This is a genomic window from Neobacillus sp. Fa239 (assembly GCF_055395235.1).
Window position 1 is genome coordinate 2981154 of record NZ_AP041611.1, and the last position, 15252, is coordinate 2996405.

Genomic DNA, 15252 nt, shown 5'->3' on the forward strand with positions numbered 1-15252 from the left:
CAACAGATGAAAAACATTACATGCGATCGTTTCCAGCCGCATGTAATATTTATTTCCCACCTGTTACTGCTATCCCCTCAATAAATTGCTTTTGCAGGAAGATAAACAGAATCAGCATTGGCAAGATTGCTAAGAATGAGCCTGCCATTAGAATCGGATAGTTAGTCGAATATTGCCCTTGAAGTGATGATAAACCGACAGATAGGGTCATTGTTTCCGGAGAACTATTTACAATCATTGGCCACATCAATTCATTCCAGCTCCAAAGGGTTGTAAAAATCCCCAAGGCAATTAAACCAGGTTTCGCCAAAGGAAGCATGACCTTCCAATAAATTTGAAAGTGGTTGCAGCCATCAAGCCTAGCAGCTTCCTCTAATTCCTTTGGAAGCCCCATAAAGAATTGCCGTAAGAGGAACGTACCAAAGGCACTAAATAAACCTGGGACAATCACCGCTTGTAATGAATTCAACCAGCCCAATTTCACCATAATCATAAACTGCGGCAGTAAAAAAACTTGCCCTGGCACCATTAGAACTGATAACGCCAATAAAAACAGGAAGTTTTTCCCTGGAAATTCAATCCGTGCAAAGGCATAGGCCGCCAACGAACATAAAAATAGCTGGCCTACCGTCTTGATCACCGTTATGATGACGGTATTCCACGTAAATTTGAAAAAAGGCAACAGTCCAAATACATCTTTATAGTTCCCCCATTGGAAATCTTTTGGGATCAGCACGGGTGGGACATGAATGGACTCATTATATGTTTTTAGCGAGGTGAGAATCATCCAGACAAAAGGCAATAACATGGCTAGCGAGCCCATAATCAAGATAAAATGGATAAGAAATGTTTTACTTATAACAAACCGTCTTGTTTTTTCCAACGGTGACACATCCTTTTAATCATAATGTACCCACTTTTTCTGTAAGACCATTTGAATCGCGGTAATAATCAGAATCACAACTAACAAAAGCACAGCAATGGCTGCAGCATAGCCCTTATCATTTAATACAAAGGCATGCTGATAGAATAAATACACAATCGACTCTGTGCTTTCCAAAGCTGTACTACCCTTGCCAATCATCATGAAAATCAAGTCAAACACTTGGAATGCCCCGATAAGAGACATGATTGACACAAAGAAAATAACGGGAGAAAGTAATGGCAGTGTGATTTTAAAGAACACCCTTATGGGGCCGGCACCGTCGATTTCAGCCGCTTCATAATACATTTTCGGAATCCCCTGCAACCCCGAGAGAAAGATAACCATGTTATAACCAATTCCACTCCAAATCGCGACAACAATCAAAGAATAGATGGCGATTTTGGGATCTGTAACCCATTGCGGCCCCTTGATTCCAACCAGCGATAATAGATAATTGATCAATCCGTAATCAGCATTATAAAGCCACTTCCACACCATCGCGATTGCAGCCGGCATGGTGATTACCGGTAAAAAGTACAATGTTCGATAAACGGATTTCCCTTTAATTTTTTGGTTTAAAAGAACCGCTATAACAATAGAAAGGAAAATTCCAACTGGCACAGTAAAAATTATATAAATAGCCGTATTTTTAAAAGATTGTAAGAGGTCTGCATCTCCAAACATCCGTTTATAATTTGCCAACCCTGTCCAATGGTACTGCCCGAAGTCGCCCCATACGGTAAAACTATAGTAAATGGTCTGGATAATGGGCCATAGATAAAAAATGAATAACCCCAACATAGTAGGAGCAATCATCAGATAGGCCCAAAGATAATCGGATCGTTTCCTTGTCTTTGCCAAGGTAGTGATCTTTAACTTTTTCGTTGCTCTCACTTCAGTCTGAAGAGGAATTTCTTTCAACGTATTCCCTCCCTTTAAGGAAATAGAAGAGAAGAAGTACATTCTTCTCTTCTGTTTTTCTATTGCTGAGATAATGCCGTATTTGCTTGCTTCGTTAACTCTTTTGTTGCGTCCTCGACACTTTCTTCCCCGCCCCAAGCCTTTTTCAGGATATCTGTCTCGTATTGCCAAATTTCCTGTGTATTCTTCACATTTGGCAGAGGAATAGCATATTTCGTACTATCAATAAATACTGGAAGGTTTAAATTTGGAAATGATTTTTCCCAAAGAGCTTGCGAACCGTTATAAGCTGGGATTACTGTGCCCGTTTTTGCGTATACATCTGCCGCATCTTTAGATCCTAGGAACTGAACAAATTTCCATGCCGCATCTTGATGTTTGCTATTAGCTGCAATCGCATTAGATAAACCGTGAATAGAAACCGCACGTGTTTTTCCTTTTGGAAGAACAGCAACGTTTATATCCGTATTTTTCCCGTATACCGGTACCATCCAGGAACCATCCAACATCATCGCAATTTTTCCTGAAGCGAATAAATCAGATGGTGCAGTTTCTGTCATTTGCGCTTGTGTTGGTGACAAACCTTCTTTAATGAAGCTAGTATAGAATTTTAGTGCTTCAACAGTTGCGGGCTCGTCAAACATGGCAGTCTTGCCATCACTAGAAAGGACATGTCCGCCATTTTGCCAAATGAAATTATAATATCCTTCTTGGTTGGCAATTGTCGAAGCAAAACCCCAAATCCCTTTATTTTTATTAGTAAGCTTTTGAGCAACTTCCTTTAATTTATTCCAGTCCCAAGTATCATCCGGATACTTCACACCCGCAGCATCAAAAATCTTTTTGTTATACCACAATCCGATAGTATCGAAATCTTTTGGAATTCCGTAAAGCTTTCCGTCAACCGTATAAAGATCAATTAATGATTTCGGATAATTATCTAAGCTATAGTTATCTTTTTTAGCTAAGTCGCTTAATGGAAGAATGACCTTTCCTTCGGCATACTTGGTAACGTTCGCGCCATTCATCCATAGAACGTCAGGTAAGGCACCGCCAGTTGCAGCTGTTTCAAGTTTTTGGAAGTATTGTCCATAAGGCGTAAGTTCAGGTTTTACTGTGATGTTTGGATATTTTTTGTTAAATTCTTTAATAATCTCATTAATGGCAGGGACTTGATTCTTATCCCAAAATCCATAAGTAATTTCTACTTTTCCATCTTTTGCATCACCAGAAGTGGAATTGCTGCTGCAACCAGCTAAGCCAAGCAACCCTAGAACTACAGTTAATACCACTATTAGCCACTTTTTCATCATATTCTCTCTCCCCTTATTTAAGTTTTAATAGATTACAAATCACTTTTTAAAACGTAAGAGCTTTTTCTTAGATGAATAATAAGAGACTTCTATACCATGTATCAGATAACGTTCACCACCTCCAATAATAACGTTTTCCCATCGTTCATACATTGACATATATTATTGATACACGCCTGATAAACCAGTGTGTGAACAATCTTTTCTTAAGCTTTGCTTTTTTCTCGCAAACTTTGATAATACTCATCAATATTAATAGATTGGCCTTTGTTTAGCCTCGAATCCTCGGCAGCAAATGCCATCAGATGGCTCCTTACAGAAGCAGAAGCGGAGGATACACTCTTTCCGTTATTTCCAAATTGAATTTCGCGGAGGAAGGTTCTGATGATGCCATTATCGCCGCCACTGTGTCCGCCAACAGGGTTATCTAACTTGATAACGGTTTCATGTCTGGTCAGAAAGTCAAAAACGGAAAAACTATTTTCATCCATTTTCCCTCGGATTTCTCCCTTTGTACCCATGATTTGGACAATCCTTGTTTGTTCTCTTGTGAAACCGCACATACTAAATGTTGCAGTTGCTCCATCTTCAAATTCCATGTTAACCACCTGATGATCCACAACGTTATTATCTGAATGGTAAACACATTTTCCATAAGGTGTTTCTTTTAATGCTTTAATAATGCCCTCATTTGTATAATCCTCTGTAAATTTCTTCGCCCAGCCTCTTCCTTCGCCAAGATAATAACGGCCTGCGTGGAACGGACATTCAAGTTCTGCGGGACAGCCATCCAAACACCTATGAGGCGCACCCGCCGGGGCATTTACCTCTTTAAAGTGCATTAGCGAACCAAAGGAGCTAATGTTTTTACACTCTTTTCCCATAACAAACGAAATAATATCCATGTCATGACAGGATTTCTGCAGAATCATTGGACTTGACTTTTCTTTGTTGCTCCAATTACCTCGGACAAAGCTATGGGACATATGCATGGCTTCTACATTTTCATTTAGTTGCAGTGATACAATCTCTCCAATATCTCCATTATCAATTACCTTTTTAATTGATGACCAAAAGTCGGTATACCTTAACACATGGCAAATAGTTAGCTGCCGATTATACTTTCTTGCAACCTGTTCCATCTCAATACATTCTAACGGATCCGGAGACATAGGTTTTTCCAACAGCACATGATAACCTAATTCCAATGCTCTCATTGTGGGTTTAAAATGATTTCTGTCCAAAGTACAAATAATGGCTATATCAGCAACTTTGTGATTAAGTTTCAGAACCTCTTCCCATGATTCATAGCAATTTTCATCAGGAATCCCATGTGCTTTTTGTAAGTTCGTTCTTTTTTCAACTCCCGGTTCCGCAACCCCGACAATCTTTAATTCATTAGGATATGCCAAGGCATAGGGCGCATAGGCTCTTGCACCTCTGTCACCTGCCCCGATTATAATGGCTGTCATTGTTTTCACCACAATCTCCCCTTTTAATTCTTCAATTTATATAATTTTTCCTTTCGGAAAATTTTCCATCATTTATCCAAACGTTTTCCAAACATTGATTAAAAAAGAACCAGTCAGGTTCGTTTTAAAGATGATGATTCCCGAATGATTAATTCAAACGGTAAAATAAGCTTTACTGGAAGGGTAATTTTTTCTTCCACCATATCCATAATTGTTTTTGCTGCCATTTTTCCCATTTCGTATTTAGGAATTTCAACCGATGATAGGGGTGGTGACGAATACTTACTCATCTCGATATTGTCGACTCCAAAGAAGGCAATATCCCCAGGGATGCTGAGCTCATTTTCAATCACAGCTCTCATGGCAGCGATGGCCATCATGTCGCTGGCGCAAACCATGGCTGTTGGCAAATTTCCACGGTCACTTTTAATGAGCCGATTCATGGCTTCATAGCTATTTTCCATTTTCCACTTCGTATTAATAACCCAATCAGAACAGATAGAAAGACCTGCTTCTTCCATTGCCGATTGATAGCCTTTAAAACGATTTTCTGCATGTAAATCTTCATAGGTTTTATGAATGCCTCCACCAATGAATCCTATTTCCTTATGTCCTTGGGTGATTAAATGGCGAACGACCATCTTTATTGCCGCCTCGCGGTTGTAATCAACAACGGCCATATTTTTATCGGTATAGAAAAAATCCACTCCTACCAGAGGCACTGTTTGCTGGATATAGTTGATGATACTATCATCAATTTTGTCAATTAGAATCAGTCCTTCGATGCCTAAATCATGGATTGCATTTAAAAGAAGCGACTCATTTTCAAGCTCGTCTTTGGTAATGGTAATTAAGGTATAACCGTGACTTGTAAGGGTGTCACGAATACCTGTATAAATTTGGGCAAAATATGGGTTAATCTCAGCTTGTGTTGGATTGGCCACCCAGCCAATTTTCATTGTTCTTGTATTCGTTTTTGTTTGTTTGTTATTCACCAAATTTCGTGCATGCTGGTTTGGTACATATCCCAATTCCTTGACAGCTTGCCATATTTTATTCCTAGTTTCCTGATTTACATTTCGTGTTTGGTCATTTTGAATGACCCGCGAAACAGTCGAGATGGAAACGCCTACATATTCGGCAATATCCTTTAATCTTACCACTAACAATACACCTCAGAATTCAAACATAGCACAATTACTACTATAATTATTTTAACTATAGCATTAGCAATAATTTTCTGTCAACATAACGTTTTCCTTACTTTCATCCATTTTCCAATTGTTTTCTCACTTATACTAGGTTCGATTGGAAGCCAGTTAGCATAAACCTGTGCTGTATCAATCATATTGACCCCTTGTTCAAAATATGTATCCATTAAGTGATTGTTATTTTGCCCAAATAAAAACGAAACCAGTGCCTTATTTTTAGGCACTGTTTTTAAGTTTTATTACTCAAACCACGATCCAATAATGGGATATCGAAAAGGACGATCATGAAGTGCCTTAACAATTCCAACGATCGGAGCAATTAAAGCAATTAGTCCAAAAATAATGAGGAATGGAATCCCGATTAATATGAAAGAAAAAATTGCAGACACAGAAATTAAAACCCAGATAACAAAATGAAAAATTATAGCCTGTAACGATAAGCTTTTAATTTCCCATTCTGAACTAATGAAATAAGTGATAATGGGAACGAGTATAGGTGCAAACCAAGTACTTGCATGAATCAGTATTTTAAGTCCCTTATTTTCCATGTGAAATTCACTCCCTTTTAACATGATCATGTTCGACTGGAGCCCGGATGAGGAAAATCAATAAATAAAAATGTGTTTCGGAATAACCTTCTTATTAAATAAATGCCACACGATATTCAAATATGAAACACAGTTTGCTGAAAATATTTGTATTAACCTCCATTTATTCTATCCAATAACGTCCCCTTATGATTTCATTCATTTCCTCAAATCCTGATTTTTTATAAATTTTTTATTGGTCTAGGATTGTCCGCATATAAGTTACTCGAGCTACTAGTAAAAAGTATTGGTATTAGATGTAATTATTGGGTTTAGATTAGCTTCAGACTCCTATTTTGTAACATTATTGTAATAAAAGGAATGTCAGTGTAGAAAGGTATCCTTCAAGGCTTTTGGAATTCATTATGATTTAAAAAAGGTAAATTTTTTGATTATTTAGTTAATAACGAAATGTTATTGTAATAAAATTGCCGTTTATGTAAACAAAGTAACATCCCTCTGTTATTTGCCTATCAGGAATCCATGTTACGATTAGGAAAAATTAGCGCAAAAAACATGGGGGGTAAAAAGAATGCTAAACAAAATTAAAATACTTTTAGCAGCTGCTGTACTCTCAACTACAATAAGTGCTAATGTACAAGCTGCAACAATCCAAAATGGAAACACCCAATCAACCGATAATAATACTTCTATAGATAACATCCAAAAGGTAAATGATACGGTAGACCTTATTCACCCTGGAGATCAATTAACGATTGCACCTGAAAAAAAGTATACGGTTAAACAAGGCGATACATTATTTCATATTGCTACTGAAAATCATATTAACATTAATAAAATCAAGGAATGGAACCAAACGATTTCTGATTTCATTCATCCTAATGATGTCTTAAATACGATAAATAATCCGGTAACAGATAAGCCTGCTCCTCAAGATCAACATGCAGCTGATGTAAAAGCTGCATCAACCAATAGTTCCAGCCCTAAAGAAATAACCGTGAAAGCTACCGCTTATACCGCTTCCTGTGAGGGATGCTCTGGCATTACAAAAACTGGCGTTAATCTTAAAGCAAATCCAGATGCAAAAGTTATCGCTGTTGACCCAAAAGTTATTCCTCTTGGCAGTAAGGTTTATGTGGAAGGCGTAGGTGAAGCAATCGCCGCAGATACTGGCAGCGCGATTAATGGAAATAGAATTGATGTCTTCGTTCCTTCCGAACAAGACGCAATCAACTTTGGAGTAAAAAACCTAAAGGTAACCATATTAAATTAACCAAATTAGGAATTCAAATAACAAAAACACTGCATCCCCTATCGATTTCTTGGGGTTGCAGTGTTTTTTATTTATTTCTTCCATAATGAACCAAGTTTTTTCATGTCCTAGGTATCAGAAACTAATAGTAAACATTTGTAGTTGGTGACCTTCACTCAACCATAATAGACTGAAGTCTCAACTCGTCATATTGGTAACACTGGAAGCAAACAACTAAAGATTATCCAGCTGATTTAGGAAATATTATTACTTGTCGCTTCAAAACGAATAAAAACATGAGATGGTGAGTAGTCGCGGTTCCTTAACAGGAGCTGAGGAAAGTCCAGGCTCGCACAGAGCTGAGATGCCTGTAGTGTTCGTGCCATTCGCAAGGATGGGCAGTTGATCCATAGTATTAACTGACGGCGGCGAAATCATGCTAAGTCCTTCGGGATATGCTGAGAATAGCCTGAAAGTGCCACAGTGACGGAGCTTTTCTGGAAACGGAAAAGGTGGAACGGGTAAACCCCACGAGCGAGCAACCCAAATTTAGGTAGGGGCATCATCCTGCGGGAAATGAACCTAACGGATGAATCGGCCATCGGTCGATAGATAGATGACTACAACTTCTAGTACAAGGCTTGCAGCCGATAGTAGTACAGAAGCACAAAACCTGGCTTACAGCCATTTCACGAGCTGATTTTATCGTTATTGGAGCAGAGCACTATGTTCGAAGGGTGGACCCAGTGGTTGATTTTTTATTCCTATAACCCGATGGTCTCAGTTTCAATCCCTTCTCATGTACATAATTCTTTGTATTTATTGAAAAATAATAAAGGAAACCAGAGATTACCTTGGTTTCCTTTTACTCATGAGTTTAATTGATTATTAAAATAAATTATGACAATACTGCCTACCCTCATCCCTGACTCTCCAAAAACTGCGTCTCATACAGCTCCCTGTACAACGAACTCGTCTCCAAAAGTGAATGGTGGGTACCAACCGCATGAATTCTCCCTTTTTCCATGACCACAATTTTATCCGCCTTAAGGATGGTAGATAGTCTATGAGCGATGACGAGGGCTGTTCTTCCCTCGAACAAGACAGCAAGAGCATCCTGAATCTTCCGCTCGATCACCGTATCCAAGGCACTGGTGGCCTCGTCAAGTAGAACAATTTTAAGGCCTTGCAGTAAAACTCGTGCTATCGCCAGTCTCTGGCGTTCTCCCCCTGACAAACGATAGCCGCGTTCACCTACTACCGTATTATAGCTCTCTGGCAAATCCGCAATCATATCATGAATTTGCGCTGCTTGACATGCTTTCTCTATCTCTTCCATCGTGGCATCATCCTTGGCTATTCGAAGATTGTTTAGCACAGTATCATGGAAAAAAAACGAATCCTGTGGAACAAGTCCCATTTGTGAACGCAGTGAAGTTAACGTCAACGTTTGAATGTCCATCCCATCCAAAAACAAATGCCCGCTTTCCGGGTCGGCAAATCGCGGAATCAGATTCAGCAATGTTGTTTTTCCGGCCCCGCTTGGACCGACCAAGGCAACCGTCTCACCAGGATTCATGATCAGGTTTATCTCTTCCAAAGCCCATTTCGTCTCATTCAGTGGAATTCTATTTTTTTCATTTAATTTAGATTGATAGGAAAAAGAAACATTCTCCAAGCGAATTTGCCCCTGTACACTGTTCGCAGGTATGGTCTTAGGGCCGTCCTGGACTTCAGGCTCCATATCCAAAATGCTGAATATTCTTCGAAAAAGGGCAATCGAGGAAAGAATGCTCACATGGAGCTGGGCGAGTTGGATGAGTGGTCCGTATAGACGTGACAGCAGGGTTGTAAAGGCAACGATGACACCAAGTCCCATTTGCTGGTGCAATACAAGCCAGCCACCGTATCCCCATAAAAGTGCGGGACCAACGGAAGAAAACATGCTCAGCCACATGAACAGCCAACGGCCAACAAGAGTCTGCCGGATTTGCAAATCCCGTAGGGCACGGTTTGACTCTGAAAATTGTTTTTCTTCCGCAGCTTGCCTGTTAAAAATGCGAATTAATAAAGCCCCGCTGACGCCAAGGGTTTCACTCAATTGGACGGTCATTCTGGATAACAGATCTTGATTTTCCGCTTGCAATTTTTGTCTAGTCTTTCCTACTCGTTGTGTAGGAAAAACAAAACCAGGCACGACAATGATCGCGAGGATGGCAAGACGCCAGTTCATGCTAAACATTAAAATCAAGGTGGCGATAATGTTCAAGAGGTTGCTGACAAAACCTACAAGGGTATTGGTGACCACATTTTGGATGGCGGTCACATCATTCGTCACATGTGACACCAAATCCCCTGCTTGCCTTGACGCAAAAAAACTGACCGTTTGCTTCTGCAAATGCTGAAAGATGGACATCCGGTAATCGGCCATCACGCTTTGGGCAATCTTATTGCTAAGCCATGTCTGCAGTACGCCAATTAAACCATTAAGCAAGGCAACCAGTATGAGGGCAACCGTATACCACACAATGACGGTCATATGATTTTTATTGATGCCCTCATCAATGATCTTTTGGGTCATCCAAGCAGGCAGAACCCCGCCAATGGAGGTGGTCAAAATCACAACGGTCACGATAATGGAGTGCGGCCAGTAAGGTAAAAACGCTTTTAGCGCTCGCTTTAAAATGGGCCAGTCCATATGCTCATTCTTCGCAAGCTCCCTCATCTTCCACCGGTTTCCTCCACCACCCATACCTCGAAATTCTTGCATACTCATTTCTATCAATCCTCACTCTTCCAATGTGTGACCAGGACGGATTCTATAGCTGCTAGTATAAAAAAGAATGCTCCCTTCCTTGGATTTATCTATCCACATTTGTTTATTGTCTTTGTATCATCATACCATATCCTTTTTCATACCTAATAAAATAACGGGTGTCAATTCATGCACATTGACACTCGTTTTAATTACATGATTAATAGTTTATTAATCTGTGAATTTGTTTCCTTCCGGGTATATCCTACCTTTACTTTCTTGTTTAGCATAATTGAATAAACATTAACAGCGAAAATTACTATCCAATTAAAAGGAAAGTAACTTTCGCATAACTCTAAAGGTATATTCATATAATTAAAGTATATAAAAAAGGTAGTGTATAAGTTCATCTATGTTGATTGGCCAAATATCCCAAATTTCAATTGGAAAAGCAATTTTGAATACCTCCTTTTTTATTATTTTCATATTTTCTAATGAGGAGTTGAGCCAATGAATAACTTTTTACCTGTAAATGGATGGCTGCATTATACGGTTCGAGATCAATCCGCAGATACCATGAATAGGCTCCCAGGTGAAAAACGAATTGATTTGAGTTACCAAAATGCCGTCCAAGAAGATCTTGGGCAAGGATTCAAACGCTATTCGTGGAAACCAGGAGTCCGGATTACGAGCCGCGAATATGTTGAGTTTCGATTAGAAGCACAGCTTGAGGAAAAAGTTATTAGTGCAGGATACTTAACTGATCAAATGGAAAACATCTATACATTACAAACGGGTCCTATACACCCTAATGTCATGATTGTTACGCTTCATAATGTCGCAACCGTAGATTCAGAAGTATACCTTTGGCTAGTGGTTAAAGAATAGAATATTTTATTATACTTGTTCAAAGGGTGGTTAACGAATTTCTCCCTGAATAAACAACAGCCAATCAAATAAGACGCGATAAAGCGTCTTATTTGATATATAGTTTGATAAATTGTACAAACAGTGTAAAAGAATGCTCGGATATAACGGTTCGGTTTTCTTATGGGATTCGACTCCAGCTTTTTCTAGATGATAAGTTGTTTGCATCCTCCAAACAATTTGCTAATTCAAAATAAGAATACCCGTTTTTCCATTGTTTCTCAGGGTCTTTAAGGAATTCTCGCCATGATATTGCTCCAAGTGAAGGAATTTAGAATTTCCCAATCCCCAATCCACGCCTCGCTTCTTGGCCAAGGAGCTTTAAAATCTGATCAAGGGTTGCTGATTTAATATTCATACTCTTCTCAAGTGTGGATTTTTTCACTTCATCATTTCTGTTTAAGACTTTTAAAATATAATCCTGTCGAAAATTAATTTTTTCAAGAAACGTGAAATACAAAACATAATATATGCTGCGTTATAACAAAAAATAGCTCAGATTAATCCGAGCCTTCCTTTTGCCATTTTTTTTTGGTAATATCTAACATTGGTTTTACAAAGTGACATATCCCTACAGACTTTTCACCATGAAGTGTCATTTATTGACCAATTTCAAAATTTTTAGATAATTTTGAAATAATTTGAAATATAAATGCCATGCTTGTTAACAAATTAACATTCTCCTGTTATTCGTTTCAAAGGATCTCTTTGATATTATAAAAAAAATTAGTATACAGGCATGGAGGATTAAACATGTTTACCAAAGTTAAAACAATGATGAAAATTATTATTGTACTCTCAGCCATTTTAATAAGTGCTAATGCAAAAGCTGCAACGAATCATGTGAAAAATGGAAATACTATTTGGAAAATAGCACAAGTACATAATACAACGGTAGAAATAATCAATGATTGGAATCATCTACATACAGACCTCATTCGCCCTGTGCAAGTTCTAATGGTTTCGCCGAAAATCTCTAATCCTGTTCAAAAAGTTGACACATTATGGGCCATAGTGAGAACAAACCACTTACATGATTCACAGCTTATGGAACGTAACGCTCTAACTTCTGGCCTCATCCAACCTGGTTTAAATCTTGTAATGCCTAATCGTTCTACCAATACATATGATGCAGTATTAGAAAAACCTAGCATGCTAGCTAACCGTACCCCTTCCCAGCCAAAGGTTTTAGTAGCACCTATACATAAGAAAAGAGTATACCGAGTAGCAACCGCTTCCGCAACGGTTCCAAGTTCAGGAAATGTCATTACTGTAACTGCCACAGCGTATACACCTACATGTGCTGGATGTTCCGGTATAACGGCTACAGGAATTAACGTTAATGCCCATCCAAATGTAAGGGTCATTGCCGTTGATCCATCTGTGATCCCCCTTGGCAGTAAAGTTTATATAGAGGGTCTTGGCGTCTATATCGCTGGAGATACTGGCGGAGCGATTAAAGGGAATCGAATTGATGTTATGATGGCTTCCGTACGATCTGCCCTTCATTTTGGGAGGAAACAATTAAAGCTTACCATCTTATAATTGGGTATATTCTACAAAAATGGCAAAACCTTTTCTTTCTAAGAGTTGACTTGTTAAAACTTCTTTGAATTTTTATGCTGAAGGCATAAGAAAAAAACCGATTAAATATCTTAACGGGTTCCGTTTCCTAACACACACATTAAAGATGGAAGTTAAAATGAGTGCCAATTTGCATATGAAGTTGACATTCATTTTTTATTGGTGTAAAACCATTTGGGTGGAAATTGCATAAAAATTTGTATAGGGAAATGCACCTCAATTTGAAAGACAATCTATCTTACAAAAAATACTTATAAACTTAAGCAGTCTTATCCTTTATTGAATAACCGAAGATTTTTAATATAAGCGGAGATTTTCCGGTTAATTTCAGAATGGAGCTCTTTTCGGGGGAAATAAGGGGAGGATTTCCGGTTATGCAAAGAAAAATCCCCCATTTTCATGTTTTTCGAATCAATAGGCGGAATCTCTAGTCAAGTCCTGGTTATTGTGTAAAATCCAAACACCATTAATCTTAGCGAGTGATACATCACCTCTTCTCATCATCAAACTACCTATACTTTTCGGCATCATCAAACCTTTTATAAATTGTTTTTTTGAGAAATAAAAATCTTCTTCCATTTTTTCATCTCCTTAATAGTCATAGTTATGTTAATTACGACAAAATTCATTCATTTATTTATTTTTATCGTTCCATTACTTCAATTACTTCAACAAGAAAAGCCGCCATTATATTGGGAGCCTTAATCTTCCACATAAGCACCCCGTTAGCCAACCATGCAGCGCAAAAAACGCACTGCACCACAGCGAATGAAAATGCACTATAACCGTCAATACTGCAACTACGGCTGGGAGAAGAAGGTCGATAAGCTATGGTGCCATTAGAGCCCATCCGTTAGTCTGACTCCAACGACCACGGTGCATCACAGACTGTCGCTCCCTTACGGGAAGCACTTATGGGAGATTAATCCTATTCTGGTTATTGCACCAGCCTCCATTTAAATTTGCCGTAGAAAGGATGTTCTCAATGGAAGTTATCATTGAACGTGCATGCGGTATGGATGTCCATAAAGATAGTATTACTGCATGTATTATCACACCAGATGGAAAGGAGATTCAAACATTTTCAACCAAAACTGTTTTTCTATTAAAAATGATTGATTGGATTAAAGAACATGAGTGTACTCATGTGGCGATGGAAAGCACAGGTGTTTTTTGGAAACCGATTGTTAATATTCTTGAAGCCGAAGACATTGTGTTTTTAGTTGTGAATGCACAACATATGAAGGCAGTTCCGGGACGTAAAACAGATGTAAAAGACGCTGAATGGATTGCCAAGCTTCTTCGTCACGGATTACTTAAAGCTAGCTTCATTCCAGATCGAAATCAGCGAGAGCTACGAGAATTGGTTCGGTATCGTCGGAGTATTATTGAAGAACGTGCTAGACAGCATAATAGAATTCAGAAGGTTCTAGAGGGTGCTAATATTAAACTTGCTTCTGTGGTATCTGAAATCATGGGTGTTTCCTCTAAAGATATGCTTCGAGCCATAGGAAATGGTGAAGATGATCCTGTTAAACTAGCTAGTCTTGCTCGACGAACCTTAAAGAAAAAGAAAGACGATCTCGAACTCGCTCTTAAAGGTTATATTCGTCCTCATCAACGTATGATGATTCGAACGATTCTTACACACATAGATTTTCTAACCGAACAAATTGATATGCTTGATCAGGAAGTTTCCGAAAGAGTCAAATCATTTCAGGAAGATATTGAACGATTAGATTCGATTCCTGGGATTGCCACTCGTATGGCTGAACAAATTTTAGCTGAAATTGGACCCGACATCAAAAATCAGTTTCCAAGCGCAGCCCATTTATGTTCGTGGGCAGGACTAGTACCTGGACATAATGAGAGCGCTGGAAAAAGAAAGTCATCTAAATCTAAAAAGGGAAACAAATATTTAAAATCTGCTTTAACTGAAGCAGCCCAATCCGTCAGAGGATCTAAAAATTATCTTGGTCATATGTATAGACGAACGGCTGCACGAAAGGGAAGTAAAAAAGCAGCCATAGTCGTTGCCCATGCCATGTTAAGAATCTCCTACTATCTTTTAACTCGGAAAGAAATGTATGTTGACTTAGGAGAAGATTATTTTGATATTCAAAGACAGCAATCTATTGTTCGTCACTCTATGCGAAGACTTGAAAGTCTAGGTTATACAGTATCAGTAAAAGAACCTGAAGTTTCCTGATCCAATCTAACATATAACCATTACCAAAACTCAGGCGCTCTCCCTTTTTTTAAAACGATTGAGCTGCGTCTTCTTTAGTATTGCCATTTTCCTTGAAAGTCAGAATTTATTTTCATGGGAGCTTTATAAGGATTT

General features: G+C 38.6%; 14 protein-coding genes and 1 other RNA gene. 5 read left to right on the forward strand and 10 right to left on the reverse strand.

Annotation, left to right across the window (positions count from 1 at the left end):
- Positions 1-49 precede the first annotated feature (49 nt).
- From ACZ5XR_RS14395 to ACZ5XR_RS14425, 7 genes are all read right to left on the reverse strand, one after another.
- Positions 50-823, reverse strand: a complete 774-nt coding sequence (locus ACZ5XR_RS14395) for a carbohydrate ABC transporter permease (protein ID WP_464502324.1) — start codon at positions 821-823, stop codon at positions 50-52.
- A gap of 75 nt (positions 824-898) precedes the next feature.
- Positions 899-1819: a carbohydrate ABC transporter permease gene (locus ACZ5XR_RS14400; protein WP_464502325.1), complete on the reverse strand. Its 921-nt coding sequence runs from the start codon at positions 1817-1819 to the stop codon at positions 899-901.
- Positions 1820-1905: 86 nt separating this feature from the next.
- The gene (locus tag ACZ5XR_RS14405) at positions 1906-3156 is read right to left on the reverse strand and encodes an ABC transporter substrate-binding protein (protein ID WP_464502326.1); all 1251 of its coding nucleotides are present in this window, start codon (positions 3154-3156) and stop codon (positions 1906-1908) included.
- 209 nt (positions 3157-3365) lie between these two features.
- Positions 3366-4640, reverse strand: coding sequence for a Gfo/Idh/MocA family protein (locus ACZ5XR_RS14410; protein ID WP_464496963.1), 1275 nt, complete (start codon positions 4638-4640; stop codon positions 3366-3368).
- Positions 4641-4744: 104 nt separating this feature from the next.
- Positions 4745-5794, reverse strand: coding sequence for a LacI family DNA-binding transcriptional regulator (locus tag ACZ5XR_RS14415; RefSeq protein ID WP_464496965.1), 1050 nt, complete (start codon positions 5792-5794; stop codon positions 4745-4747).
- 80 nt (positions 5795-5874) lie between these two features.
- Entirely contained in the window at positions 5875-6009 is a 135-nt protein-coding gene (locus ACZ5XR_RS14420; RefSeq protein ID WP_464502327.1) for an aldo/keto reductase, read from the reverse strand.
- 72 nt (positions 6010-6081) lie between these two features.
- Entirely contained in the window at positions 6082-6390 is a 309-nt protein-coding gene (locus ACZ5XR_RS14425) for a magnetosome magnetite crystal formation protein family (protein WP_464496966.1), read from the reverse strand.
- A 571-nt stretch (positions 6391-6961) separates the two neighbouring features.
- Between ACZ5XR_RS14425 and ACZ5XR_RS14430 the strand changes: the two genes are divergently transcribed.
- Together ACZ5XR_RS14430 and rnpB are read left to right on the forward strand one after the other, a co-directional pair.
- Complete coding sequence (locus ACZ5XR_RS14430; protein ID WP_464496967.1) at positions 6962-7663, forward strand: 3D domain-containing protein; 702 nt, start codon at positions 6962-6964, stop codon at positions 7661-7663.
- A 279-nt stretch (positions 7664-7942) separates the two neighbouring features.
- Positions 7943-8328, forward strand: an RNA gene (rnpB, locus tag ACZ5XR_RS14435) — RNase P RNA component class B.
- Positions 8329-8561: 233 nt separating this feature from the next.
- Here the strand turns inward: rnpB and ACZ5XR_RS14440 are convergent.
- Entirely contained in the window at positions 8562-10418 is a 1857-nt protein-coding gene (locus ACZ5XR_RS14440; protein ID WP_464496968.1) for an ABC transporter ATP-binding protein, read from the reverse strand.
- A 489-nt stretch (positions 10419-10907) separates the two neighbouring features.
- On the opposite strand from ACZ5XR_RS14440, the gene ACZ5XR_RS14445 reads away from it, so the two are divergent.
- Positions 10908-11285, forward strand: a complete 378-nt coding sequence (locus ACZ5XR_RS14445) for a hypothetical protein (protein WP_464496970.1) — start codon at positions 10908-10910, stop codon at positions 11283-11285.
- A 160-nt stretch (positions 11286-11445) separates the two neighbouring features.
- Here the strand turns inward: ACZ5XR_RS14445 and ACZ5XR_RS14450 are convergent, their stop codons facing one another.
- A complete protein-coding gene (locus ACZ5XR_RS14450) occupies positions 11446-11595 on the reverse strand; it encodes a DUF6946 family protein (RefSeq protein ID WP_464502328.1) in 150 nt (49 codons plus the stop codon).
- Positions 11596-12077: 482 nt separating this feature from the next.
- Here ACZ5XR_RS14450 and ACZ5XR_RS14455 point away from each other — a divergent pair, with 482 nt between their 5' ends.
- Positions 12078-12869 carry a 3D domain-containing protein gene (locus ACZ5XR_RS14455; RefSeq protein ID WP_464496971.1) on the forward strand — a complete coding sequence of 264 codons (792 nt, stop codon included), beginning with the start codon at positions 12078-12080 and terminating at the stop codon, positions 12867-12869.
- Between the two features lie 450 nt (positions 12870-13319).
- Here ACZ5XR_RS14455 and ACZ5XR_RS14460 read toward each other — a convergent pair whose 3' ends face one another.
- Positions 13320-13487, reverse strand: a complete 168-nt coding sequence (locus ACZ5XR_RS14460) for a hypothetical protein (protein ID WP_464496972.1) — start codon at positions 13485-13487, stop codon at positions 13320-13322.
- 406 nt (positions 13488-13893) lie between these two features.
- Here ACZ5XR_RS14460 and ACZ5XR_RS14465 point away from each other — a divergent pair, with 406 nt between their 5' ends.
- Positions 13894-15117 carry an IS110 family RNA-guided transposase gene (locus ACZ5XR_RS14465; RefSeq protein WP_464496974.1) on the forward strand — a complete coding sequence of 408 codons (1224 nt, stop codon included), beginning with the start codon at positions 13894-13896 and terminating at the stop codon, positions 15115-15117.
- Positions 15118-15252: the final 135 nt, after the last annotated feature.

Excerpts from the sequence above, each read along its gene's own strand:
- ACZ5XR_RS14455 (WP_464496971.1), top strand. The coding sequence starts at position 12,078 with ATGTTTACCAAAGTTAAAACAATGATGAAAATTATTATTGTACTCTCA.
- ACZ5XR_RS14420 (WP_464502327.1), bottom strand. The coding sequence starts at position 6,009 with ATGGATACATATTTTGAACAAGGGGTCAATATGATTGATACAGCACAG.
- ACZ5XR_RS14445 (WP_464496970.1), top strand. The coding sequence starts at position 10,908 with ATGAATAACTTTTTACCTGTAAATGGATGGCTGCATTATACGGTTCGA.
- ACZ5XR_RS14430 (WP_464496967.1), top strand. The coding sequence starts at position 6,962 with ATGCTAAACAAAATTAAAATACTTTTAGCAGCTGCTGTACTCTCAACT.
- ACZ5XR_RS14395 (WP_464502324.1), bottom strand. The coding sequence starts at position 823 with ATGGGCTCGCTAGCCATGTTATTGCCTTTTGTCTGGATGATTCTCACC.
- ACZ5XR_RS14465 (WP_464496974.1), top strand. The coding sequence starts at position 13,894 with ATGGAAGTTATCATTGAACGTGCATGCGGTATGGATGTCCATAAAGAT.
- ACZ5XR_RS14440 (WP_464496968.1), bottom strand. The coding sequence starts at position 10,418 with ATGAGTATGCAAGAATTTCGAGGTATGGGTGGTGGAGGAAACCGGTGG.
- ACZ5XR_RS14425 (WP_464496966.1), bottom strand. The coding sequence starts at position 6,390 with ATGGAAAATAAGGGACTTAAAATACTGATTCATGCAAGTACTTGGTTT.
- ACZ5XR_RS14405 (WP_464502326.1), bottom strand. The coding sequence starts at position 3,156 with ATGAAAAAGTGGCTAATAGTGGTATTAACTGTAGTTCTAGGGTTGCTT.
- ACZ5XR_RS14460 (WP_464496972.1), bottom strand. The coding sequence starts at position 13,487 with ATGGAAGAAGATTTTTATTTCTCAAAAAAACAATTTATAAAAGGTTTG.